Genomic DNA, 22,243 nt, shown 5'->3' on the forward strand with positions numbered 1-22,243 from the left:
CGATGCCCGCGATGTCTGAGCCGATGCCCGGCATGACCCGGCCGTTCGTCACACCATCCGTGACCGGGCCGTCTGTCACTGATCCGTCCGTCACCGGGCCGTCCGCCGGGCCGTCTGTCACTGATCCGTCCGCCGGTGAACTCGCCCAGCGTGCCGCGGCGCTGGACGCCGCCGACGAACTCGGCAAGCTCCGCGAGCGCTTCACCCTCCCCGAGGGCGTCGTCTACCTCGACGGCAACTCCCTCGGCGCCCTCCCGGTCGGCGTCGCCGCCGCCACCGCCGATGTGGTGGGCCGCCAGTGGGGCGAGCTCCTGATCCGCTCGTGGGACGAGTCGGGGTGGTGGACCGCCCCCGGGCGCGTCGGGGACAAGATCGCCCCCCTGATCGGCGCGGCGCCCGGCCAGGTGACCGTCGGCGACTCCACCAGCGTCAACCTCTTCAAGGCGCTGGTCGGCGCCGCCCGCCTCGCGGATCCCTCCCGCACCCGGCTGCTGGTCGACGCGTCCACCTTCCCCACCGACGGCTACATCGCCGCGTCGGCCGCCCGGATGACCGGCCTGACGGTCGAGCCGGTCGACCCCTCGCGGGCCGCGGCGGCGATGGGGGCGGACACCGCCGTCGTCCTGCTCAACCACGTCGACTACCGCACCGGGCGTCTGCACGACCTGCCGGTCCTCACCCGTGCGGCCCGCGCCGCCGGCGCCGTCACGGTCTGGGACCTGTGCCACTCCGCCGGGGCGCTGCCCGTGGGCGTGGACGAGAACGCGGTCGACCTCGCGGTGGGCTGTACGTACAAGTACCTCAACGGCGGCCCCGGTTCGCCCGCGTACCTGTACATCGCAGAGCGCCACCAGGCCGCCTTCGACTCGCCGCTCCCCGGCTGGAACGGGCACGCGGACCCGTTCGCGATGACCGCGGAGTACGTCCCGGCGGCGGGCGCGGCGCGCGCCCGGGTGGGGACCCCGGACATCCTGTCGATGCTGGCGCTGGAATCGGCGCTCGACGCCTGGGACGGGGTCGCGATCGAGTCCGTGCGGGCCAAGTCCCTGGCGCTGACGGACTTCTTCCTGGAGTGCGTGGCCGCGTACGTCCCTGCGGGCACCGTGGAACCGGTGACTCCCGAGGAACATGCCCGCCGTGGCAGCCAGGTCTCGCTGCGGACCGCGAACGCCCGCGAGGTCATGACCGAACTCGTCGCGCGGGGCGTGATCGGGGACTTCCGGGCACCCGATGTCCTGCGCTTCGGGTTCACCCCGCTCTACGTCGGATTCGCCGATGTGGAGCGCGCGGCCAGGACGCTGGGTCACATCTTCGGGTGACGTAGCGGAGAAACGTCACATCGCGAGGTGTGTCACTGGGCGGGCGGAGCTTCGGCTCCGCCCGCGTCCACATTACCCCGGGCCGCCGCCTGTCGCCCTGTTCAGGCCTGATACGGTCCCGCTCTGCCGGAGCACCGGAACACGTGTCCCTGCCGTAACTCCTGCTGCAGTGTTCTCCCTTGCCCCATGCGTTACCGAGAGGTTGAGCCGATGACGGACCCCGCAGTCGAACGGGACGCCGCCGAGTCCGCTTCGGCCTTCTCCCATCCGCCGGTCGAGCCGGACGCGAGCTCCGCGTACGGGGAGCACCCCGACCAGGTGGTCGACTTCTACGCCCCGCGCGGTGGTGCCGCGGGCCCGGCCCCGCTGGTCGTGGTCCTGCACGGCGGCGCCTGGCGGGCCCCGTATGACCGCGGCCACGTCACGCCCCTGGCGGACTTCCTGGCCCGGCGGGGTTTCGCCGTCGCCAACGTCGAGTACCGGCGCGGGAGTTCGCTTCCGCACCAGGGTGCCGGCGGTCCCGTCGCGGGACGCTGGCCCGAGACCTTCGACGACGTCGCCGCCGCCATGGACGCGCTGCCCCGGCTCGCCGCCGAGGCGCTGCCGCAGGCCGATGTGCGCCGGATCGTGGTGACGGGCCACTCCGCCGGGGGCCACCTCGCCCTGTGGGCCGCCGCCCGTCACGTGCTGCCGGAGGGGAGCCCCTGGCGGCTGCCGGCCCCGCCGCTGCTGCGCGGGGTGGTGGCGTTGGCCCCGATCGCGGACTTCGCGGTGGCGGAGCAACTCGGTGTGTGCGGCGGGGCGTCGGCGCAGCTGCTGGGCGGGGAACGGTACTGGGACGAGCGGCTGCCGTACGCGGACCCGGCCGCGCTCCTCCCGACGGGCATCGCGACGGCCGTGGTGCAGGGCCGGGAGGACATCGTGGTCCCGGAGCAGGTGGCGGAGGCATACGTGGCCGCGGCGGCCAAGGCGGGCGAGCTGGTCGGGCTGACCCTCCTGGACGGCGTCGGCCACTTCCCCCTCATCGACCCGGCCGCCGACGCCTGCGCGGTGGTCGCCGAGGAGATCTCGCAGCTCGCCTGGTGACAGAGCCCGCCAGGCTGGACAAAAGCTGCCCAAGGGGACTGGTTCTGGCCTTGTTGATCATTGAACGTGGCCGGTTTCCCGCAGGTGGGTTGGCTGGTGATGCCCACCTGGCTACGGTCGATCGCGGCGTGGGACATCGCGCCGTTGCCCTCCGGACGGGTCCGGTTTCCCATCCGGTCGAGCGAAGGGGAGCATGCAGTGGCCGAGGACGAGCGGGGGCTCTGGCTTTCCGTCTACAGCACGGCGGGCGGCTGGCAGGCCGACCAGGTGTTCGCCGACCGCACGAGCGCGGCCGCACCCGCGATCGCGGTCGACGAGGGCAAGCTGTACTGCGCCCACCGGGGCGCTCGGCAACAGGACGGGCGGTACCTGCCGCTGCGGGTGACCACCTACGCGCCGGAACTGCTGGACGTACTGCGCGGCGAGGTCACCGAGGACCGGCTGCTCGGCGAGGCGGTCGAGACCCCGGCGCTGACCGTGCACCGGGGCGGGCTCGTCTGCGCCCACACCCTCGCGGAGCCCTCGGGCGGCACGCGCATCGCCGTCACCCCCCTCGGCGGGGAAGAGCCGTCCGCGCCCGCCCTGGAGGACGCGATCGCCCCGGCGCTGGTCTCGTACGGGGACGCGCTGCACCTGTTCGCCGTCGCACCGCTCTACGGGAAGATCATCCACCGGGTGGCGCCCACGGCGCGCGGACCGTGGGAGAAGCCGGCCGGGGGCGACACCGCGTACGGGATGCTGCGGGTCTGGAACAAGACCGGCCCCTACCCCGCGAACCTGTCCGCCGCCGTGCACGACGGCAGCATCCACCTCGTCTACCGCTTCGGCTCGGACGACGCCCGCCTGATGCACGCGGTCTACGACGGCGGCACCTGGCACAAGCCCGCCCCGCTGGGCGAGGGCCACACGAGCCGGCGCGGGGCGGCCGTGGCCTCGTACGACGGCAGGCTGCACGCGGTGTACCCGTCCTCGCGCGCGGACCGGCTGCGCCACGCGGTCTACGACGGCCGGACCTGGGACGAGGGCACGGACCTCGACGAGCACGACAGCCGCAACACCCCGGCGCTGGCCCCCGTCCACGACGCGGTCACCGGCACCTACACCCTCCTGCTGGTCCACCGCTCCGCCTGACCGGCGTCCTGCGGCACCGCTCCGCCTGACCGGCGTCCTGCGGCACCGCTCCGCCTGACCGGCGTCCTGCGGCACCGCTCCGCCTGACCGGCGTCCTGCTGGTCCACCGCTGCGCCGGGTACGCCGAAGGGGCCGGGCGCACGCCTGCGCCCGGCCCCTTCCGGTGTGGTGCGGTCCTGCCTACAGGAACGAGTTGATCTCGATCGTCTCGGTCCGGCCCGGGCCGACGCCGATCGCCGAGATCGGGGCGCCCGACATCTCCTCCAGCGCCTTGACGTACGCCTGGGCGTTCTTCGGGAGGTCGGCGAAGGTCTTGGCCTTGGTGATGTCCTCGGACCAGCCGGGCAGGTTCTCGTAGATCGGCTTCGCGTGGTGGAAGTCCGACTGCGAGTACGGCAGCTCCTCGACGCGCTTGCCGTCGATCTCGTACGCGACGCAGACCGGGATCTGCTCCCAGCCGGTCAGCACGTCCAGCTTGGTGAGGAAGAAGTCCGTCAGGCCGTTCACCCGCGTGGCGTAGCGCGCGATCGGGGCGTCGAACCAGCCGCAGCGGCGGTCGCGGCCGGTGGTCACGCCGCGCTCGCCGCCGATGCGGCGCAGGGCCTCGCCGTCCTGGTCGAACAGCTCGGTCGGGAACGGGCCCGCGCCGACGCGCGTCGTGTAGGCCTTGAGGATGCCGATGACGCGGCTGATCTTCGTCGGGCCGACACCGGTACCGGTGCAGGCACCGCCCGCGGTCGGGTTGGAGGAGGTCACGAAGGGGTACGTGCCGTGGTCGACGTCGAGCAGCGTGCCCTGGCCGCCCTCGAAGAGCACGACCTTGTCCTCGTCCAGCGCGTTGTTGAGGATCAGGGTGGTGTCGGCGACGTACGGCTTGATCTGCTCCGCGTACTGGAGCATCTCCTCCACGATCGCGGCGGCGTCGATCGCGCGGCGGTTGTAGAGCTTCGCGAGGAGCTGGTTCTTGCCCTCCAGCGCCGCTTCGACCTTCTGCTGGAGGATCGACTCGTCGTACAGGTCCTGGACGCGGATGCCGATGCGGTTGATCTTGTCGGCGTACGTCGGGCCGATGCCGCGGCCGGTCGTGCCGATCTTGCGCTTGCCGAGGAAGCGCTCGCCGACCTTGTCGAGGGTGACGTTGTACGGGGTGATCAGGTGCGCGTTACCGCTGATCAGCAGCTTCGAGGTGTCGATGCCGCGCTCATTGAGCCCGCGCAGCTCGGAGAGGAGTACGGCCGGGTCGACGACGACGCCGTTGCCGATGACCGGGGTGCATCCGGGGGAGAGGATGCCGGAAGGGAGAAGGTGCAGCGCGTACTTCTGGTCGCCTACGACGACCGTGTGGCCGGCGTTGTTGCCGCCCTGGTAGCGCACCACATAGTCAACGGATCCACCGAGCAGGTCGGTGGCCTTTCCCTTGCCCTCGTCACCCCACTGAGCTCCGAGCAGCACAAGAGCGGGCACAGGCGTACACCTCTTCCGGATGGGGCATGTCCAAGGTCAGGGGGCGTACGACGATGTACACCGCAGGCTGAGCCGTCGGACCGGTACCCCGGAATAGACGAAGGCCCTGGCGCAATAGCGCAAGGGCCTCTTGCACAAAGATGCTACCCGAGGAAGGACCGAGGTGTCGGCTCCAGAGCCCACCATGAGCCATGCGGGCGCGCCGGTAGGCGGCCTGCTCGTGCTCGTCGACCCGGTCGCCCGCCGTCTTGACGGCGAGTCCGTACGGATCGCGAAAGATGTGTTGTGCGCGGGTGCCGCGGCGAAAGTTTCTCTCCCCGACTCGCCGGAGGAGTTCGCGCGGGCACTCGCCCGCCGGGGTCATCGGCGCCCCGTGATCGTCGGTGACGACCGGGCGCTGCTACGCACGGTCACCTTGCTGCACCGCTCCCGTGACCTTTCCGGGGAGCCGTTGTCGCTGATCCCCGTGGGGCCGGTGGGCTCGCTCACGCTGGCGGGGTCGCTGGGCGTGCCGCTGTCGGCGGTGATGGCGGCGCGGGCGGCGCTGGACGGGGTGGTGCGGGCGCGGGACCTGCTGGTGGACGACAGCGACGGGGTGGTGCTGGGCGGCCTGCGGATCCCGCCTCCGGTGCGGGCGCAGGTTCCACCCGTACGGAGCTACCGGTCGTTGCTCCGGATGCTCCTGCCGGGCCCGCCGGGGACGGGTCAGGCGCCGGCGGGGCCGGTGCACCGGCTGAGGGTGGAGGCGGACGGGGTGGTGCTGGCGGATGTGGACCACCCGGTGCAGGACGTCGCGGTGGTCACCCGGGAGGCGGGCGGCCAGGCGGAGGTGGTGGTCCGGCTGACGGGGTGCGCGGCGCTGACGGAGCGGGCCGCGACGGTGACGGTGTCGGGCGCGGACTTCCGCTACCGCGCCGACCACGCGGCCGTGTCGGGGCCGCTCCGGCGCCGCACCTGGACCCTGCGGCCCGCCGCCTGGTCCCTGACCGTGCCGCGCTGACCGTCCTGGCCGTCTTAGTCGTCTTAGTCGGCTTGGTCGCTTTGGCCGTCTTGGCTGCTTTGGCCACCGTTTCAGCAGGCGACCAGCAGCTCCCGCAGCCCCCGGATGACGTACCCGTCCCGCCACTGCGGCTCCTCCACGAGCCGCAGCGGCGGCGCGCCGGCTGCCAGCAGGGCGCCGAACGAGGCCTTGAGCTCCAGCCGCGCCAGCGGCGCACCGAGGCAGTAGTGGATCCCCGCCCCGAAGCTGAGGTGCGGGTTGTCGCCGCGTACGAGGTCCAGCGCGTCGGGGTTCTCGAAGCGCGCGGGATCCCGGTTGGCGGACCCGAAGAGCAGCGCGACCTCGGCGCCGCGCGGGATGACCGAGTCCCCGATCCGGATCTCGTCCAGCACCCATCGTTCGAACATTTGTAGGGGTGTGTCGTACCGCATGAGTTCATCCACAGCTGTGGACAACTTTTCGGGATGGCGCCTGAGATCTTCGAGCTGGGCGGGATTGCGGAACAGCGCCCACCAGCCGTTGACGGTCGTGTTGACCGTCGCCTCGTGGCCCGCGTTCAGCAGCAGGACGCAGGTGGAGATCATTTCCTGCTCGCTGAGCCGGCCCTCCTCGTCGTGGGCGGCGATCAGACCGGAGATCAGATCCGTCCCGGGACGCCCGCGCCGCTCGGTGATCAGGGCGCGCAGGTAGTCGCTGAACTCCACGCTCGCCCGCACGGCCCGCTGCGCCGTCTCCTCGTCCGGCCGGAGCTCGAACATCCCGCAGATGTCCGCCGACCAGGGCCGCAGCAGCGCGCGGTCCGACTCCGGGATCCCGAGGAGCTCCGCGATCACCGCGACGGGGAGCGGCTCGGCGACGGCGGTCAGCAGATCGCCGCCCCCGTCGGCCAGCAGCGCGCCCGCCAGTTCCCCGGCCAGCCGCTCGACGGCGGGCGCGAGCCGCTCCACGGTGCGCGGGGTGAAGGCCCTCGCCACCAGCCGCCGCACCCGCGCGTGCGCGGGGTCCTCCAAGTCCAGCAGGCCGTTGCCGTTGAGGACATGGAAGGGCCCGTGCTCCGGGGGCGGAGCCTGCCGCCCGAACTCCTCGTGCGTGAAGCGGTGCACGTACGTACGCCCCAGTCGCCGGTCACGCAGCAGCGCGCTCACATCGGCGTAGTGCGGCACCAGCCACTGCCCCGTGGCCTGCGACCACACCGCCCGCCCCTGCTCGCGCAACTCCCGGTAAGCGGGGTACGGATCGGCGACGAACGCGGCATCCCACGGATCAAAGCGCATCCCCGAAGCCTAGATCGACATCACACCCCATCACCCCCTTCGCCGCGATCGGCACCCTCTCCCGCCGGAGGCCGGTGCACCTGATCACCCCTCAGGCAGGTGTCACCAGCCGTGTCTCGTACGCGAACACCGCCGCCTGGGTGCGGTCGCGCAGACCCAACTTGACCAGGATCCGGCTCACATGGGTCTTGATGGTGGACTCCGCCACGACGAGCCGGTCCGCTATCTCCGCGTTGGCCAACCCCTGGGCGATCAGGATCAGCACCTGCGTCTCCCGCTCCGTCAGCTGCGTCACCCCGGCCGGATCCGCGAGCTTCGGCGCCTCCGCGAGTTTCGAGAACTCCGAGATCAGCCGCTTGGTCACCGAAGGGGCCAGCAGCGCCTCACCACCCGCCACCACCCGAACCCCCTCAGCCAGCTGCCTCGCCGACGCGTCCTTGAGCAGGAACCCGGACGCCCCCGCCCGCAGGGCCTGGTACACGTACTCGTCCAGGTCGAACGTCGTCAGGACCAGCACCTTCGCGTCCGTGTCGGCGGCCACGATCCGCCGCGTCGCCTCCAGCCCGTTCATCTCCGGCATCCGGATGTCCATCAGCACCACGTCCGGCCGCAGGGCGTTCACCTGCGCTAGGGCCTGGAGGCCGTCGACCGCTTCGCCGACCACCTCGATGCCTTCCATCGCGTTCAGCAGGACGGAGAAGCCTTCGCGGACCATCATCTGGTCGTCCACGATCAGCACCTTGATCGTCATGCCGACCGCTCCTGCGAGTCCCGCGAGTGCGACGGCGACGGCCAGGGCGAGGGCGACGGGGAAGGCGCGGACGACGGGGCAGGAGAGGACGACGGGGAGGACGACGGCGAGGACGACGCCTGCGGCTCCGTCGGCCGGCGCACCGGTATGAACACGGCCACCTCGTACCCTCCGGCCTCCGTCTCCCCGGCCGTCATCTCCCCCTCCAGCATGGCCACCCGCTCCCGCATCCCGGTGATCCCGTGCCCCGCGCCCGGCGACGGAAGCACCTTTCCGTCGGCGGCCCGTTGACGACCCGTATCCCCAGACCGCCCAGCACGTACGACACCTCCACCCGGGCCGCCGCGCCCGGCGCGTGCCGCAGCGAGTTGCTCAGCGCCTCCTGGATGATCCGGTACGCCGACAGCTCCACGCCCTGCGGCAGTTCCCGTACCGCTCCGGTGACCGTCTTCTCCACGCTCAGCCCGGCCTCCCGCACATTGGCCAGCAGCCCGTCCAGCGAGGCCAGCGTCGGCTGCGGCGCGTCCGGCGCCTCGTAGTCCGCCGAGCGCACCACCCCGAGCACCCGCCGCAGTTCCGTCAGCGCCGCCACCGCGTTCTCCCGTATGGTGGCGAACGCCGCCTCCAGCTCGGCCGGCGGGTTCTTCACCCGGTACGGCGCCGCCTCCGCCTGGATCGCCACCACCGACATGTGGTGCGCCACCACGTCGTGCAGCTCGCGCGCGATGGTCGTCCGCTCCTCCAGGAGCGTGCGCCGGTCCCGCTCGACGGCGGTCACCTGCTGCTGCGCGACGACCTCCCGCTCCGCCTGCCGACGGGTGTTGAGGACGGTGACCGTCAGCAGGACGAGGGCGGAGACGAACGCCATGGGAGCCACGTTCGACTCGTAGCTGCTGACGAGCACCGGCATCGCCGCCCCGAACACCAAGGTGACCACCCACAGCCAGCAGGCCACCCGGGGCCGGCTCCGCATGGCCACGACGGCCATCACCCCGAGGTAGGCGGCGAAGGTCCCCGGCGACCAGGGCCAGGTGAGATCCCGGTCCTGGACGAGTGAGAGGACCGCAGTCACGGCCAAGGCCGCCCAGAACGCCCCCACGGGCCGCACCAGCGTCATCAGGACCGGCGCCGCCGCCATCAGACCCATGAGCAGCAGCAGGGCCTGCGACACACCGTGGGAGTCGACGTTGGTGGCCAGTACGACGATCAGCGCCACCCACCCCACCAGCGCGTGCGGCAGGTAGCCGGCCTTCGCGCGTATGCGCGCCGGCAGCAACTGCAACAGCGGCCCGTCCACCCGCATCGGCGGCAGCGGCCGGTAGGTGAACGCGCCGCTGATCAGGTCCTGGCGCAGGATCTCGAAGAGCCCCGAAGCCATCCGCAATTCCGGTGTCCGGGCTGTCCCCCCGGTGGTCGTCTCGGTCATGCAAGAACCGTAGGTCCGCGCCCCCGTGGTCCGCGTCGCCACCGATGGGGATATCCGCAGCTCCCCCTCAAGTACTACGGGGGTGGATCAGTAGCCCGTCGGACGGATCAGGCCCGTCTCGTAGGCGAACACCGCGGCCTGCGTCCGGTCGCGCAGGCCCAGCTTCACCAGGATGCGGCTCACATGCGTCTTGACGGTCTGCTCGGCCACGACGAGGTGCTGGGCGATCTCCGCGTTGGACAGGCCCTGCGCGATCAGGGACAGCACCTCGGTCTCCCGCTCCGTCAGCTCGTCGATCCGCGCCCGGGAGGGGGCGCGGGGCGCCCCGAGCCGGGAGAACTCGGTGATCAGCCGCTTGGTGATGTTCGGCGACAGCAGTGCCTCACCGGCCGCCACCACCCGCACCGCCTCCGCGAGCTGGTCGGCCGAGGCGTCCTTGAGCATGAAGCCGGAGGCCCCGGCGCGCAGGGCTTCGTACACGTACTCGTCCAGGTCGAAGGTGGTCAGGACGAGCACCTTGACGGCGGCCGCAGGGTCGGCGGTGATCACGGACGTCGCCTCGATGCCACCCATTCCGGGCATGCGGATGTCCATCAGCACCACGTCGGGGCGGAGTTCGGCGACCTTCGTGACCGCCTCGGCGCCGTCCACGGCCTGACCGACGACCTCTATGTCGGGCTGGGCGTTCAACAGCACGGTGAACCCCTGCCGGACCATCATCTGGTCGTCGGCGATCATCACCTTGATCGGGGCGGTCATGAGGCCTTCTCCGTCTTCTCGGTCCCGGGCACGGCGAACCCGGGCAGATCCATGGGCAGTACGGCGCTCACCTCGTACCCGCCGTCGGGACGTGGGCCGGCGGCCAGCTCACCGCCCAGCATGCCCGCCCTTTCGCGCATCCCCAGCAACCCGTGCCCGGCGCCGGGCGACGGCGCGGCCGCCCGGGTCGGGGCGCTGTTGGCGATGCACAGGTGCAACTCGCGCGGACCGTAGGCGATCCCCACCTCCACCCGGGAGCCCGGGGCGTGGCGCAGGCAGTTGCTCAGTGCCTCCTGCACGATCCGGTACGCGGTGAGCTCGACACCGGGTGTCAGGGGCCGCCGTATACCTGCCGTCTCGGTGGTGACCTCCAGCCCGGCTCCACGCACGTTGTCCACGAGGCCGTCGAGTTCGGCGAGGGTGGGCTGCGGATGGTGCGGGTTCGCCGGATCGTCGGGATGCTCCGAGCGCAGCACGCCGAGGACACGCCGCAGTTCGGTCAGGGCCTCCAACGCGTTCTCCCGTATGCCCGCCAGGTTCTCCTTGAGCTCCTCCGACGGGTTCTCCACCAGGTGCGGGGCGACCTGCGCCTGGATGGAGATCACCGACATGTGGTGCGCGACGACGTCGTGCAGCTCCCGGGCGATACGGCTGCGCTCCTCCAGCAGGGTCCGCCGGGCCCGCTCCTCCTCGGTCAGGGTCTCCTGCACGACGAGCTGGCCGCGGGCCAGCCGCGTCGCCCGGAGCGCGTATCCGAGGAGTGCGGCGAATCCGAAGACCAGGAGCGCGATGACCGAACTGCTCGTGCTTCCTTCCGGCCGGAAGAACCCTTCGGCCACGGCGGTGCAGCCGACGGAGACACCTGTGACCGCGACGGTCACCCGGGGCGGTACGCGCAGGGCCACGAGCAGGATCAGCGGCGCCAGGGCGAACGGCCCGATGGCCGTCCAGGGCCACATCTGGCCCTGCCCGACGTGGTCGCGGATCTCCCAGGCGATGAAGCCGGAGGTCAGCAGGCCCAGCCACCAGGCGGCGACGGGCCGGAACAGCGCGCTGACGATGGCGAAGCCGGTGAAGAGCGACAGCAGGACGATGCTCGGATCGTGGACGTGGTAGTGGTCCTGGAGTTGCAGGGAGGTGAGGAAACCGAAGAGCACCGCCGCGTAGACGACCAGGACGTGAGGCAGCCGGGCCAGCCAGCGGGGCCGCGCCATGGCGGGCAACGGATCCTTCCGCAAGGTGAACAACTCCCCGGCCAGGCCCCTGAGGGCAGGGCCGGGTGTCGCGGGCGCCGGATCCGGGGACGCGTTCTGGGCATTCACACCGGTCAGCCTAGGCACGGGTGACCTCCATGGCCGGAGCCCCGCGGCGGTCGCGGGGCCTGGACGGGGCTCGGACGGCGGGGTCGCGGCGCCGGGACGCGCCCTGCTCGTACACGTGGAACGCGGCCCAGCAGATGGCGAGCGCGGCGGCGAACAGCGGCAGCCACAGCAGCCGGCACGCTATCCACTCCAGGGACCCGGGCACGGTGTGCAGCCCGGGCAGGTCCGCCGAGACGAGGAGCCCGACGGCGGTGACGGCCATCATCGCGGTCTGGTGCCAGAGGAAGACGGTCATCGCGGACAGGTTCAGCAGCGCCACCTTCGCCCACGCCCGGGGCCTGCGCATGGCTCGGGCGAGCGGCTCACGGACCAGCAGGGCCAGCCCGCACTGGGCCAGGCCGAAGCTCACGGCGGCGAGGGTGGGCGGGTTCAGGTTGGAGACCGCCGCGCCCGGGACCCCCACCATCGACGCGGGGTACCCGCCCCACAGGACCAGCGCGGCCGTGGCGACGGCGCCCGCCGCGAGCAGTACCACCGCCGGACCGCGGCGGGCGAACGCGCCGCGGGACCAGACAGCGCCCAGGGTGAAGGGGACGAGCCAGCCGGCGGCGACATTGACCCAGCCGACCCAACCCGGTCCCCCGAAGCCGAACCGCCAGACATCCACGCCCGCGACCACGGCCAGCGGCCACACCGGGTGGAGCCGCCCTACCAGCGGGGTCGCGGCGGTCAGCGCGGCGAACACCAGCAGGAACCAGAGCGGGGACAGGACGAGCCCCAGCAGGGTGTGGAGCGTGTCCGGAGCCACCCCGCCCAGCAGCATCCCGCCGGACGCGACGCCCCACAGCGCGAGCACCGCCGCCACCGGCCGGAACAGCCGGCCCAGCCGCTGCCCGACCCAGATGCGGTACGGAACTCCGCGTTCCCGGGCCGAGGCGTGCCCCCGGGCAGCGACATGACCGCCGACCAGGAAGAACACGGACAGGGTCTGGAACACCCAGGAGACCGGGGCCAGCCAGGGCATGTGCGCGAGCGGGCTCGTACTGCTCAGGCCGCCCTCGGCCGTGGTCAGCGCGGTGACGAGCCAGTGGCCCAGCACCACGCCGAGGATGGCCAGGGCCCGCAACGCGTCCACGGAACGGTCCCGGGAAGCCGGGGTCCCGGCATGGACACGGTCCGCGAGCCGGGACCAGCGGGCGTAGGCATTACGCATGAGGGACCTCCGGCGTGGTGGCGGGAGCAGCGGCGGGAGCGGCGGGAGCGGCAGCAGCGGGAGCGTCAGGGGCGGGCGCGGCGGTGGCGGGTGCGGCGGTGGCGGGTGCGGCGGTGGCCGCAGGCCCGATGACGATGCGGGCCAGGCTGTCGAGGGACGCGGTACCGGGCCGCAGGTAGTCGCTGTGCCCGGCCCGGCCGGCGGCGAAGGCACGGGCGCCGAACGCCGGATCGACGGGGTCGGTGCCGAACCCGACACCGCCGAACCGCACATGGGGGACGTCGCCGATCCAGTCGGCGCTTCCCCGCCCGGCCCACACCTGGGCCCGGGTGGGCAGCTCGGAGACGGACGCGGCCCCGGTCCCCGGGCTCCCGTAGAGCACCAGGTCGGTGACCTCGGGGCCGGTACGCGTACGGGCGCAGACCACCGAACCGTAGGAGTGGCAGAGCAGCGAGATCCGGGTGCCGGGGCGGCTGAGATCTGCCAAGCCCGAAACGAAAGGGCCGAGTTCGGCGGCGGCCGCGTCGGCGCGGGCGGCCGTCAGGACCGTGGTGCTGACCGTGCCGGGGGTGTCGTACCCGAGCCAGGCGACCACGGCGGAGTTCGGGTGCTCGGCCTGGAGGCGCTGTTCAAGGGCGACCGCCCCGGCACGGAATCTGTGGTAGGTGTCCAAAGTGGTGTCGGACCCGGGCACCAGAACGGTGACCCGGTCGGCGCTCTCCAGATCGCCGAGCACCTCGACGGCCCGGCCCCCACCGCGGCCGTCGAAGGAGAGGAAATGCGGGCCGGAGCCGTCCGAACCCTGGGCCATGGCCCGCAACTTCGCCGCCCGGCCGGTACGGCCCGCCTCCTGCGCCATCCGGGCCGCATCGGCGATGTTGCCGAGGTTCGCGGTGTACCGGATCTCCGGAGTGGCCGTACCGGCGAAGGCGACGGGCTTCGGCGCCGGTACGTCGGGGGACGCTGCGGCGGAGAGGGGGAGCACCACGGCCGCCGCGATGAGGCCGGCCAGCACGGTGCGGCGCAGGCGGCTGCCAGTGGTGTTCATGAGGGGTCCTTCGGTCCGGGAGAGCGTCGCGCTCTTCTCTGGTACCGAAGTTATGGATCAACACCCATCGTCGGCGTCCCGCTGCGGAGCGGCCTTCGCGAGTAGCTCTCAGGTATGACGCCCCCTACTTCCGAGCCACAACGAGTCCCCTCCGCTTCTATGGAGCGGCGACCTTGACGGAGCATCATCCCGGTGACCGGTCAGGAGGCCGCCGTCGCCACCCGGATCCCGAAGGCGATCAGGACCGCGCCCGTCACCCGGTCCAGGGCCCGGCGGACGCGCGGGCGGGTGAAGAAGCGCCGGGCGCGGGAGAGGACGTAGACGTACGTGCCGAGCCAGAGCAGCGTCAGCAGCACGTGGACCGCCACGAGCAGCGCCATCCCCACCGCCGGGCGCAGACCGGCCGGGGCGAGGGTGGGGAGCAGGCCCGTGTAGAAGACGGCGATCTTCGGGTTGAGCGCGTTGCTGATCAGGCCCGTGCGCCAGGCGCTGCCCCCGGGCGGGTCCGCCCGCTCTGCCCGTACGGCCGGCTCGGCGCCCGCGTGACGCAGCGACTGGACGCCGAGGGAGCAGAGGTAGGCCGCACCTGCGAGCTTGACCACCAGGTACACCTCGGCCGACGCGGCGAGCAGCGCCGCGAGTCCGGCGACGGTGAGGGCGCCCCAGAGGAGCAGGCCGACGGAGATCCCGCCGACCGTGCGCAGCCCGTCGGCCCGGCCGTGCGAGACGGCCCGCTTCGTCACGATCGCCATGTCCGGCCCGGGGACGAGGGTCAACAGGGTGAGGACGCCCGTCGCGGCGAGGAGTTGGGTGTACACGCGGCCCAGTCTGGCAGCCGCACCTCGACTGCCGCTCAGGCCCGACGGCGCCGGGGCCCGGGGCCGCAGGCGCGAGGCCGCAGGCGCGAGGCCGGCGGATCGACGGCGGCCGCGGCTCAGTCCGCGAGCAACGGCTCCACGTAGCCCGCCCGCCAGCGGGGCGCCGGGTCCTGGCCCGGGCTGGTCCAGTACTCCCTGGCTCCGACGATTTCCCCGTCCCGCACCGTCCACAGCGAGACGGCCCGGTAGACCACGTGCTCCTGCCGTACCTCCACCTCCGTGACGACGAGGTCCCCGTCGGCGAGTACGCGCAGCACCTCCACCGGCACCTCGTCCACGTCGTCGTCCTCGGCGAGGACGGCGATGAAGTTGGCCCGGCCCACGATCCGCTCACCACTGACGGGCCACTCGATCACGGCGTCCTCGGCGACCAGCTTGGCGACGCCGTCCCAGTCGCGCGCCTCGATCCGCTCCCACAGTCGTGCCACTACGTCCAACGGCTCCATGTGCGGCAGTCTGCGACGCGGTCACGGCGCGCAACAAGCTTCGCTTGCAGGCTTATTGACTTCGACACAATCGGTGCGGCCCCCTATTCCTCCCGGGGGCCGGCAGACGACGGGTCCGCCAGTGCGTCGAGTGCGCGGGACAGCCTTTCCAGGGTCCGGACCGTCTCCGCGAAGGCCTCCTCACCCAGTTCCGCCGCCAGCCGGTCCGCCAGAGCCGCATGGCCGGGAGCGATACGGGCGATCGCCGCGCGGCCTTCCTCCGTCGGCCGCAGGAGCTTCGCGCGCCGGTGGGCGGGGTTCGGTACGTACTCGGCGAGACCGTTCGCGGCCAGCAGGTCGGCGATGCGCTGGACGCTCTGGCGGGTGATGCCCATGACGCGGGCGATGCCGGCGACCGGCAGGGGTTCGCGGAGCACCGCGCCCAGCACCTGCCACCGCGCCGCCGTCAGCCCGGCCGGGCGGGCCAGCTCCTCGGAGACGGTCAGGAACTGGCCGTTCAGCCGGAAGACCCCGAGGGCGGTACGGCTCAGCAGGTCCTGGCGCGCCCGCCCCGGCACCACCGGAGCCCGCCCCGCCTCAGCCCCCGCCCCAACCGCCGACCCCGCCCCGACCGCCGACCCCGCCCCCGCCGACGCCCCCGCCTCAGCCATCGCCGGGGTCCGTCGCGGCCGCCAGGACCGGGTACGCGGTGGCGTCCGAGTCGTGGAAGAGGCGGTACCAGGCGTCCAGGACGACCGGCTCGTACACGTCCAGCCGGGCGAACACCTCGCGGGCGAACGCCACCGGCTCGGTCGGCCCCGCCGTGATGAGGTCGCCGTCCGTGACCGCGTCGGCCTCGACGTACTCGGGGCCGCCCCCGTACCCGGGCTGCGCCGCCAGGTACTCCGCGGCGGCGCTCGTGTGCCGGCGCCCGTCGAGCAGGCCCTCGCGGGCGAGGCCGGCCGTCGCTCCGCAGATCGCGGCGACGGGCACCCCCGCCGCCAGGAACTCGCGGGCCTTCGCCGCGAACGGCGCCAGCGCGTCCCCGGTGTCCCAGAGCGCGGCGCCCGTGAGGATCAGCAGGGAGGAGTCCTCGGGGCGCAGCCCGGCCAGGGCGAGGTCGGGCCGGATCCGGACGCCGCCCATCGTGGTGACGGGCTCCTCGGCGGCGAAGGCGACCGTACGGACCCGGTGGCCGCGCCGGGTGAGGTGCGCCGTGGTGTGGCCGGTCTCCCAGTCCGCGTACGTGTCGTAGACCGCGAGGTGGACCGGCTTGCGGGGCGCTTGCCGCGGGGTGTCGCTCATGGTGCTCGCCTCCTCGGGAGGGCGGGTCCCCGGCTCCTGACCGGAGGACCTCCCTTGTTATGACAACATGCTGTCATATTGACAGGAGGCTGCCAAGCCTCCGGCCCGACCGCAGACAGACTGCCGAGGGCGGGCCCCCACCCGCATACAGTCCGCCGATGTCCTGCGGGTCCGGGCGCTCCTAGCGTGGCCGCATGACCCCTCATGTCACCGGCGCGGCAGTCAAGGCCGCCGATCGCGCCCACGTCTTCCACTCATGGTCCGCCCAGGCCCTGATCGATCCCCTGGCCATCGCAGGTGCCGAGGGGTCGTACTTCTGGGACTACGACGGGAACCGCTTCCTCGACTTCGCCTCCCAGCTGGTCAACACCAACATCGGCCACCAGCACCCGAAGGTCGTCGCCGCGATCCAGGAGCAGGCCGCCCGGCTCTGCACCCTCGCCCCCGGCTTCGCCGTCGACGTCCGCTCCGAGGCCGCACGCCTCATCGCCGAGCGGACCCCCGGCGACCTCGACAAGGTCTTCTTCACCAACGGCGGCGCCGAGGCCGTGGAGAACGCCGTACGGATGGCCCGGCTGCACACCGGCCGCCAGAAGGTGCTCTCCACCTACCGCTCGTACCACGGCGCCACCGCCGCCGCGATCAACCTCACCGGCGACCCGCGCCGCTGGCCCTCCGACACGGCCGCCGCCGGTGTCGTGCACTTCTGGGGGCCCTTCCTCTACCGCTCGCCCTTCCACGCGACCACCGAGGCCGAGGAGTGCGCCCGCGCCCTCGCCCACCTCGCCGACACCATCGCCTTCGAGGGGCCGGCGACCATCGCGGCGATCATCCTGGAGACCGTGCCGGGCACGGCCGGCATCATGACCCCGCCGGCCGGCTACCTGGCCGGGGTGCGCGAGCTGTGCGACCGGTACGGCATCGTCTTCATCCTGGACGAGGTCATGTCCGGGTTCGGCCGGACCGGCAAGTGGTTCGCGGCCGAGCACTGGGACGTCACCCCCGACCTGATCACCTTCGCCAAGGGCGTCAACAGCGGCTACGTCCCGCTCGGCGGCGTCGCCATCTCGGGCGCGATCGCCGAGACCTTCGCCACCCGCCCCTACCCGGGCGGACTGACGTACTCCGGCCACCCCCTGGCCTGCGCCGCCGCCGTCGCCACGATCAACGCGATGGAGGAGGAGGGCATCGTCGAGAACGCCGCCCGCATCGGGGAGGACGTGATCGGCCCCGGCCTCGCCGCCATCGCCGAGCGGCACCCGTCGGTCGGCGAGGTCCGGGGCCTCGGTGCCTTCTGGGCCGTGGAACTCGTACGGGACGCGGAGACCCGCGAGCCGCTCGTCCCGTACAACGCGGCCGGCGCCGACAACGGGCCGATGGCCGAGTTCGCGGCCGCCTGCAAGGCCTCCGGCCTGTGGCCGTTCGTCAACATGAACAGGACCCACGTCGTCCCGCCCTGCACCGTCACGGAGACGGAGGCCAAGGAGGGTCTGGCCCTGCTGGACGCGGCGCTCGACGTGGCCGATCGCCACACCACGGCCGGCTGACGGCCGAAGGCCGGACACACGCGCGACATAGCGCCCGAATATCGGGCGCTATGTCCGTTTAATTCCCGCGTACCGATCGGTTTCGGCCGGATCGGCTGGCCTAAGGTGTCCGAAGTCCTACCGAGGAGACGGACACCTATGCCAGGCAGCGGAGCTGTCACCCGCAACACACTTCGGCGGCAGATAGCGGACGCGCTGCGCGACGAGGTGCTCGCGGCGCGCCTGCCCCCCGGCACCGAGTTCACGGTCAAGCAGATCGCCGAGACGTACGAGGTCTCCGCGACCCCCGTGCGCGAGGCGCTGGTGGACCTCTCGGCGCAGGGCCTCCTGGAGTCGGTGCAGCACCGGGGCTTCAGGGTGCGCACCTACAGCGTCGAGGACTACCGGGGCATGGTCGAGGCCCGCATCCTGGTCGTGGACGGGATCTTCCGCCGGCTCGTCGAACGCGGCACGGCGATCGGCTCGGGCGAGCTGCTGGTCTCCGTGCGGCGCCGCGCCGAGGAGGCCCGGCGGGCCGCGCAGAGCGGTTCCCTCGAAGTGCTGATCGGCTACGACCTGCGGTTCTGGCGGGAGCTGAGCGGGCTGGTCGGGAACACGTACATCTCCGAGTTCCTGCACCGGATCCGGATCCAGTGCTGGGTCTTCTCCGTGCCCCACCTCCAGAAGGCGACGGCGCAGGAGATGCGGCGGGCGCTGTGGGACGGCCACGCCGAGCTGGTGGACGCGGTGACCCGGGCGGACGCCGGGGAGGCGCGCCGCATCGTGCACGCGTACAACCAACACGGCCTGGACTGGGCCGCCGGGCTGTAGCACCGGCCGGCCGGTCGCCACGGCCCGCGACCCGGTGGCCGCCGACCCCTTCGCGGAGCGTGTCCGGCGCATTACGCTTGCCCGATCGGCGGCAACGACTGATCGGAGGCCGCGTGGCCTGTGACCTGTGGCTGGTCCCCCTTGTCGACGTGCTGTGCCACAGCCCCGACAACCCCTTCGCGGAAGAGATCGCCTCGTACGACAGGGCGCTGGGCGCGGCGGGCCTGCCGTCCGTCCCGGTCTTCGCCTACATGCCGGGCCTGAGCGGCGACGTCGCCCCGGTGGCCGGCTTCGACTACGACGCCCTGCACTTCCTGCGCCGGGCGTACCTGCTCCAGGTGTGCGGGCTGCCGGTGACGCCGGTGGACGAGCTCGGCGGTGACTACGAGCAGCTGCTGGAGATGTTCGAGTCCACGGCCCAGCAGTCGCACCTCGTATGGCACTACGACCACGCGGGGGCGTACGTCCCGGTGGACTTCCCCGCTCCGCTGGCCGACGAGGAGCTGCTGGCGGGGGGCGGACCGCTGGGCTCCGCGCAGGGGCTGCTGCGGGAGCTGGCCTTCGTGGCGCCCGCGATCGGGATAGACCCGGGTAATCCGCCCGCTGCCCCCGCACCGCCGGGCCGTCCGACTTCGCTGGAGGAGCCGGCGGGGCCGATGCCGTACGACGACAGCCCCTTCGCGCGGGAGCGGCACGTGTGGCTCGGACTGCACGCGGCGGCGACCCGGAGCCTGGGCCAAGGATCGATGATCATCTTCAGCTGAGCGCGCCGGCCGCGCCTTCACCTGAGCGCGCCGGCCACGTGTTCAGCCGAGGGCGCCGGCCGCGCCGCGGCACCCCCGGTCCGGCCTCAGCGGGGCTGCTCCGGGGGCCGCTGGCGCGGCATGTTCGGGCGGGTGCCCGGGGGGAGGGCGAAGCGGGCCGGGGGGACGCCCGGGTCCGGCCGGGAGGCCGCCGAGCCCAGCGACTGCATGACCAGCGGGGCCGGTCCGGCCCGGAACTCGACCATCCAGTCCGCCGTCTCCGAGCGCACGAGCTCCGTGATGTCCTCCGAGAACCGCCGCAGGACGGTCAGGCAGCGCTCCGCCGCCTCGCTCGCCGTGCCCTCGGTCGGGCCCAGCACCTCCCGCACGTTCTCCGAGGCCCAGTCGAACTGGAGGGTCTGGAGCCGGCGCTGCACGGCCTGCGCCGTGGCCACATCCCGCATCCACCCGGAGGTCAGCCCGAAGAACCGGTCGCAGGCCAGGCAGGCCGCGCCGAGCAGCAGGCACAGGTAACCGTAGGAGGCCGCCCCCGGCGCGGAGCCCGTCAGCTCCAGCAGCGGCATCGAGGCCCCCACGACGGCTCCGGCCGCCGCCCCCACGCGCAGCGAGCGCGCCCCGCGCCGCTTCCACGCCCGGTCGGCCAGGTACCACTCCGCGGTGCGCAGGGCGTCGGCCTCGACCCGCCGGTAGAGCTCGTCGAGCCGCTCGGCGGGCTCGCCCCAGTCCCCGAGAGGAAACGGCCGGCCGGTCAGGTCGCCGTCCTCTGCGGGATCCCGGGGTGGCCCCTCGGGCTGCATCTCCGGCTGACTCACCCGGCACTCCCTCTGCCTGCGCTGACGTGTGGTGGTGCGCGTGTGCGCAATGGTGCGCATGCACTTCCTACCTTCGAATGACGCGCGATGGACAACGAATCCCGCGATTTCCGCTCGCAAGGAGGGCTCCAGCAGGTGCGGGCACCCCCGCACTCTCACTCGAAAGAGTTGGTCCTCACGGCGTAGGGCGCTGCGCGCGGGGAGCACGTAGGCTCGGATTGACCAAGCGTTGAGAAGCATCCGTTGTTCCCGCAGTGATGGAGTGAGTGCCCTGTGATTCCCGGTGGTGGCCAGCCCGACATGCAGCAGCTGCTCCAGCAGGCCCAGAAGATGCAGCAGGACCTCGCCGCGGCGCAGGAGGCGCTGGCGCAGGCCGAGGTCGAGGGCCAGGCCGGCGGTGGTCTGGTCAAGGCGACCGTGACCGGTTCCGGTGAGCTGCGCGCCCTCGTGATCGACCCCAAGGCCGTGGACCCCGAGGACACCGAGACCCTCGCGGACCTGGTGGTCGCGGCGGTCCAGGCGGCCAACGAGAACGCGCAGGCGCTCCAGCAGGCCAAGCTGGGCCCCCTGGCCCAGGGCTTCGGCGGCGGCAGCGGGATCCCCGGCCTCCCGTTCTAGCCGACGCCCCCGGCACCCACACATCTGAAATCCGAAAGAAGGCATTCCGTTGTACGAAGGCGTGGTCCAGGACCTGATCGACGAACTGGGCAGGCTGCCCGGCGTCGGGCCCAAGAGCGCGCAGCGGATCGCCTTCCACATCCTGCAGACCGAGCCCACCGACGTCCGCCGCCTCGCGCACGCGCTGCTCGAAGTGAAGGACAAGGTCCGGTTCTGCGCGGTGTGCGGGAACGTGGCGCAGGAGGAGCGGTGCGGGATCTGCCGCGACCCGCGCCGCGACCCGTCGGTCATCTGTGTGGTGGAGGAGCCCAAGGACGTGGTCGCGATCGAGCGGACGCGCGAGTTCCGGGGGAAGTACCACGTCCTCGGCGGCGCGATCAGCCCGATCGAGGGCGTCGGCCCGGACGATCTGCGCATCAGGGAGCTGCTGGCGCGGCTCGCGGACGGCACGGTCACCGAGCTCATCCTCGCCACCGACCCGAACCTGGAGGGCGAGGCGACCGCCACCTACCTCGCCCGCATGATCAAGCCGATGGGCCTGAAAGTCACCCGCCTGGCCAGCGGACTCCCCGTCGGGGGAGATCTGGAGTACGCGGACGAGGTCACGCTCGGGCGGGCCTTTGAAGGAAGGCGACTTCTCGATGTCTGACGCAACGCTGCACGCCATTGGCCAGGATCCGGACGACTTCGCCGTCCAGATCGCGGACCAGATCGAGTCCTTCATCGTCGCGGTCACCGAGGTGGCCAAGGGCGAGGACCCGGACAGCGCGGTGCCGTTCCTCCTGCTGGAGGTTTCGCAGCTGCTGCTGGCGGGCGGTCGGCTGGGCGCGTACCAGGACGTCCTGCCGGACGAGCGCTACGAGCCCGACCTGGGCCCCGAGCCGGATGTGGACGAGCTGCGCGAGCGGTTCGCGTACATGCTCGACCCGGTCGACGTGTACTCGGAGGTCTTCGACCCCTACGAGCCGCGCAAGGCGCCGGTCGCGCACCGGATCTCCGACGACCTCGCCGACGTCATCGCCGACCTGCGGCACGGACTCGCGCACTACCGGGCGGGCCGGACCACGGAGGCGCTGTGGTGGTGGCAGTTCTCCTACTTCTCCAACTGGGGCTCGACGGCCTCGGCGACCCTGCGCGCGCTCCAGTCGCTGGTGGCCCACGTCCGCCTCGACCAGCCGCTGGACGCGCTCGACGGCCTGGACACGGACGAGGACCTCGCCGAGGACGACCTCGCGGAGCAGGCGGGCGAGGTCATGGCGCAGGAACTGGGCGGCATCGGACGCGTTTAGAC

The 22,243-nt window shown here is 72.4% G+C and carries 22 protein-coding genes and 1 pseudogene; 10 read left to right on the top strand and 13 right to left on the bottom strand.

The features are described 5' to 3' along the window. The first annotated feature begins 11 nt into the window (after positions 1-11). The 3 genes from kynU to ACIA6C_RS20830 all read left to right on the top strand — a co-directional run bounded on the left by kynU (position 12) and on the right by ACIA6C_RS20830 (position 3,536). Positions 12-1,319 carry a kynureninase gene (gene kynU / locus ACIA6C_RS20820; protein ID WP_399277788.1) on the top strand — a complete coding sequence of 436 codons (1,308 nt, stop codon included), beginning with the start codon at positions 12-14 and terminating at the stop codon, positions 1,317-1,319. 210 nt (positions 1,320-1,529) lie between these two features. Next, a complete protein-coding gene (locus ACIA6C_RS20825; protein WP_366080039.1) occupies positions 1,530-2,405 on the top strand; it encodes an alpha/beta hydrolase in 876 nt (291 codons plus the stop codon). A gap of 198 nt (positions 2,406-2,603) precedes the next feature. After that, positions 2,604-3,536, top strand: coding sequence for a hypothetical protein (locus ACIA6C_RS20830; protein ID WP_399277791.1), 933 nt, complete (start codon positions 2,604-2,606; stop codon positions 3,534-3,536). A gap of 180 nt (positions 3,537-3,716) precedes the next feature. Here the strand turns inward: ACIA6C_RS20830 and ACIA6C_RS20835 are convergent, their stop codons facing one another. Next, positions 3,717-5,000, bottom strand: a complete 1,284-nt coding sequence (locus ACIA6C_RS20835) for an adenylosuccinate synthase (RefSeq protein WP_399277793.1) — start codon at positions 4,998-5,000, stop codon at positions 3,717-3,719. Between the two features lie 184 nt (positions 5,001-5,184). Between ACIA6C_RS20835 and ACIA6C_RS20840 the strand changes: the two genes are divergently transcribed. Beyond that, positions 5,185-6,000 (top strand): diacylglycerol kinase, encoded by an 816-nt coding sequence (locus ACIA6C_RS20840; protein WP_399278022.1) that lies wholly within the window; start codon positions 5,185-5,187, stop codon positions 5,998-6,000. Positions 6,001-6,071: 71 nt separating this feature from the next. Here ACIA6C_RS20840 and ACIA6C_RS20845 read toward each other — a convergent pair whose 3' ends face one another. From ACIA6C_RS20845 to ACIA6C_RS20895, 11 genes and pseudogenes are all read right to left on the bottom strand, one after another. Continuing rightward, positions 6,072-7,274 carry a cytochrome P450 gene (locus ACIA6C_RS20845; protein ID WP_399277795.1) on the bottom strand — a complete coding sequence of 401 codons (1,203 nt, stop codon included), beginning with the start codon at positions 7,272-7,274 and terminating at the stop codon, positions 6,072-6,074. Between the two features lie 91 nt (positions 7,275-7,365). Then, entirely contained in the window at positions 7,366-8,025 is a 660-nt protein-coding gene (locus ACIA6C_RS20850; protein WP_366080043.1) for a response regulator transcription factor, read from the bottom strand. Beyond that, positions 8,022-9,451: pseudogene (locus tag ACIA6C_RS20855) on the bottom strand (sensor histidine kinase). Before ACIA6C_RS20855 ends, ACIA6C_RS20850 begins: the two are co-directional and overlap by 4 nt. A gap of 87 nt (positions 9,452-9,538) precedes the next feature. After that, the gene (locus ACIA6C_RS20860) at positions 9,539-10,210 is read right to left on the bottom strand and encodes a response regulator transcription factor (RefSeq protein WP_366080045.1); all 672 of its coding nucleotides are present in this window, start codon (positions 10,208-10,210) and stop codon (positions 9,539-9,541) included. After that, complete coding sequence (locus ACIA6C_RS20865) at positions 10,207-11,424, bottom strand: sensor histidine kinase (protein WP_399277796.1); 1,218 nt, start codon at positions 11,422-11,424, stop codon at positions 10,207-10,209. Before ACIA6C_RS20865 ends, ACIA6C_RS20860 begins: the two co-directional genes overlap by 4 nt. Positions 11,425-11,542: 118 nt before the next feature. Beyond that, on the bottom strand, positions 11,543-12,745 hold the full coding sequence (locus tag ACIA6C_RS20870) for an acyltransferase (protein WP_399277798.1): 1,203 nt from the start codon (positions 12,743-12,745) through the stop codon (positions 11,543-11,545). Beyond that, on the bottom strand, positions 12,738-13,793 hold the full coding sequence (locus tag ACIA6C_RS20875) for an alpha/beta hydrolase (protein ID WP_399277800.1): 1,056 nt from the start codon (positions 13,791-13,793) through the stop codon (positions 12,738-12,740). Before ACIA6C_RS20875 ends, ACIA6C_RS20870 begins: the two co-directional genes overlap by 8 nt. Before the next feature lie 200 nt (positions 13,794-13,993). Further along, positions 13,994-14,611: a LysE family translocator gene (locus tag ACIA6C_RS20880; RefSeq protein ID WP_399277802.1), complete on the bottom strand. Its 618-nt coding sequence runs from the start codon at positions 14,609-14,611 to the stop codon at positions 13,994-13,996. 116 nt (positions 14,612-14,727) lie between these two features. Then, on the bottom strand, positions 14,728-15,117 hold the full coding sequence (locus tag ACIA6C_RS20885; protein ID WP_361130311.1) for a nuclear transport factor 2 family protein: 390 nt from the start codon (positions 15,115-15,117) through the stop codon (positions 14,728-14,730). A gap of 83 nt (positions 15,118-15,200) precedes the next feature. Then, positions 15,201-15,674, bottom strand: coding sequence for a MarR family winged helix-turn-helix transcriptional regulator (locus ACIA6C_RS20890; protein WP_399277804.1), 474 nt, complete (start codon positions 15,672-15,674; stop codon positions 15,201-15,203). An 85-nt stretch (positions 15,675-15,759) separates the two neighbouring features. Beyond that, positions 15,760-16,401 carry a DJ-1/PfpI family protein gene (locus ACIA6C_RS20895; RefSeq protein WP_366080051.1) on the bottom strand — a complete coding sequence of 214 codons (642 nt, stop codon included), beginning with the start codon at positions 16,399-16,401 and terminating at the stop codon, positions 15,760-15,762. Positions 16,402-16,595: 194 nt separating this feature from the next. Between ACIA6C_RS20895 and ACIA6C_RS20900 the strand changes: the two genes are divergently transcribed. From ACIA6C_RS20900 to ACIA6C_RS20910, 3 genes are all read left to right on the top strand, one after another. After that, complete coding sequence (locus ACIA6C_RS20900; protein WP_399277806.1) at positions 16,596-17,948, top strand: aspartate aminotransferase family protein; 1,353 nt, start codon at positions 16,596-16,598, stop codon at positions 17,946-17,948. A gap of 138 nt (positions 17,949-18,086) precedes the next feature. Then, positions 18,087-18,758, top strand: a complete 672-nt coding sequence (locus ACIA6C_RS20905) for a GntR family transcriptional regulator (RefSeq protein WP_366080053.1) — start codon at positions 18,087-18,089, stop codon at positions 18,756-18,758. A gap of 113 nt (positions 18,759-18,871) precedes the next feature. Continuing rightward, positions 18,872-19,522: a hypothetical protein gene (locus ACIA6C_RS20910; protein WP_361130299.1), complete on the top strand. Its 651-nt coding sequence runs from the start codon at positions 18,872-18,874 to the stop codon at positions 19,520-19,522. Positions 19,523-19,608: 86 nt separating this feature from the next. On the opposite strand, the gene ACIA6C_RS20915 is transcribed toward ACIA6C_RS20910, so the two are convergent. Then, positions 19,609-20,319: an SLATT domain-containing protein gene (locus ACIA6C_RS20915; protein WP_399278024.1), complete on the bottom strand. Its 711-nt coding sequence runs from the start codon at positions 20,317-20,319 to the stop codon at positions 19,609-19,611. Between the two features lie 288 nt (positions 20,320-20,607). On the opposite strand from ACIA6C_RS20915, the gene ACIA6C_RS20920 reads away from it, so the two are divergent. The 3 genes from ACIA6C_RS20920 to ACIA6C_RS20930 are packed head-to-tail and all read left to right on the top strand — an operon-like array spanning position 20,608 to position 22,241. After that, entirely contained in the window at positions 20,608-20,952 is a 345-nt protein-coding gene (locus ACIA6C_RS20920; protein WP_399277809.1) for a YbaB/EbfC family nucleoid-associated protein, read from the top strand. Between the two features lie 49 nt (positions 20,953-21,001). Continuing rightward, positions 21,002-21,601 carry a recombination mediator RecR gene (gene recR / locus ACIA6C_RS20925; protein WP_190186040.1) on the top strand — a complete coding sequence of 200 codons (600 nt, stop codon included), beginning with the start codon at positions 21,002-21,004 and terminating at the stop codon, positions 21,599-21,601. Beyond that, on the top strand, positions 21,594-22,241 hold the full coding sequence (locus ACIA6C_RS20930; RefSeq protein ID WP_366080055.1) for a DUF5063 domain-containing protein: 648 nt from the start codon (positions 21,594-21,596) through the stop codon (positions 22,239-22,241). The genes recR and ACIA6C_RS20930 overlap by 8 nt, the downstream gene beginning before the upstream one ends. The last annotated feature ends 2 nt before the right edge of the window (positions 22,242-22,243 follow it).

Origin of the sequence: Streptomyces sp. NPDC051578, assembly GCF_044454045.1 — a bacterium.
In the GTDB taxonomy this organism is placed as follows: Bacteria; Actinomycetota; Actinomycetes; order Streptomycetales; family Streptomycetaceae; genus Streptomyces.

What these genes read in the sequence shown, in the direction of transcription:
- ACIA6C_RS20840 (WP_399278022.1), top strand. Translation starts at nt 5,185, where the DNA reads ATGAGCCATGCGGGCGCGCCGGTAGGCGGCCTGCTCGTGCTCGTCGAC.
- ACIA6C_RS20865 (WP_399277796.1), bottom strand. Translation starts at nt 11,424, where the DNA reads ATGGCGCGGCCCCGCTGGCTGGCCCGGCTGCCTCACGTCCTGGTCGTC.
- ACIA6C_RS20900 (WP_399277806.1), top strand. Translation starts at nt 16,596, where the DNA reads ATGACCCCTCATGTCACCGGCGCGGCAGTCAAGGCCGCCGATCGCGCC.
- ACIA6C_RS20845 (WP_399277795.1), bottom strand. Translation starts at nt 7,274, where the DNA reads ATGCGCTTTGATCCGTGGGATGCCGCGTTCGTCGCCGATCCGTACCCC.
- ACIA6C_RS20930 (WP_366080055.1), top strand. Translation starts at nt 21,594, where the DNA reads ATGTCTGACGCAACGCTGCACGCCATTGGCCAGGATCCGGACGACTTC.
- ACIA6C_RS20915 (WP_399278024.1), bottom strand. Translation starts at nt 20,319, where the DNA reads ATGCAGCCCGAGGGGCCACCCCGGGATCCCGCAGAGGACGGCGACCTG.
- ACIA6C_RS20875 (WP_399277800.1), bottom strand. Translation starts at nt 13,793, where the DNA reads ATGAACACCACTGGCAGCCGCCTGCGCCGCACCGTGCTGGCCGGCCTC.
- kynU (WP_399277788.1), top strand. Translation starts at nt 12, where the DNA reads ATGTCTGAGCCGATGCCCGGCATGACCCGGCCGTTCGTCACACCATCC.
- ACIA6C_RS20860 (WP_366080045.1), bottom strand. Translation starts at nt 10,210, where the DNA reads ATGACCGCCCCGATCAAGGTGATGATCGCCGACGACCAGATGATGGTC.
- ACIA6C_RS20870 (WP_399277798.1), bottom strand. Translation starts at nt 12,745, where the DNA reads ATGCGTAATGCCTACGCCCGCTGGTCCCGGCTCGCGGACCGTGTCCAT.
- ACIA6C_RS20885 (WP_361130311.1), bottom strand. Translation starts at nt 15,117, where the DNA reads ATGGAGCCGTTGGACGTAGTGGCACGACTGTGGGAGCGGATCGAGGCG.
- ACIA6C_RS20850 (WP_366080043.1), bottom strand. Translation starts at nt 8,025, where the DNA reads ATGACGATCAAGGTGCTGATCGTGGACGACCAGATGATGGTCCGCGAA.
- ACIA6C_RS20905 (WP_366080053.1), top strand. Translation starts at nt 18,087, where the DNA reads ATGCCAGGCAGCGGAGCTGTCACCCGCAACACACTTCGGCGGCAGATA.
- ACIA6C_RS20895 (WP_366080051.1), bottom strand. Translation starts at nt 16,401, where the DNA reads ATGAGCGACACCCCGCGGCAAGCGCCCCGCAAGCCGGTCCACCTCGCG.
- ACIA6C_RS20825 (WP_366080039.1), top strand. Translation starts at nt 1,530, where the DNA reads ATGACGGACCCCGCAGTCGAACGGGACGCCGCCGAGTCCGCTTCGGCC.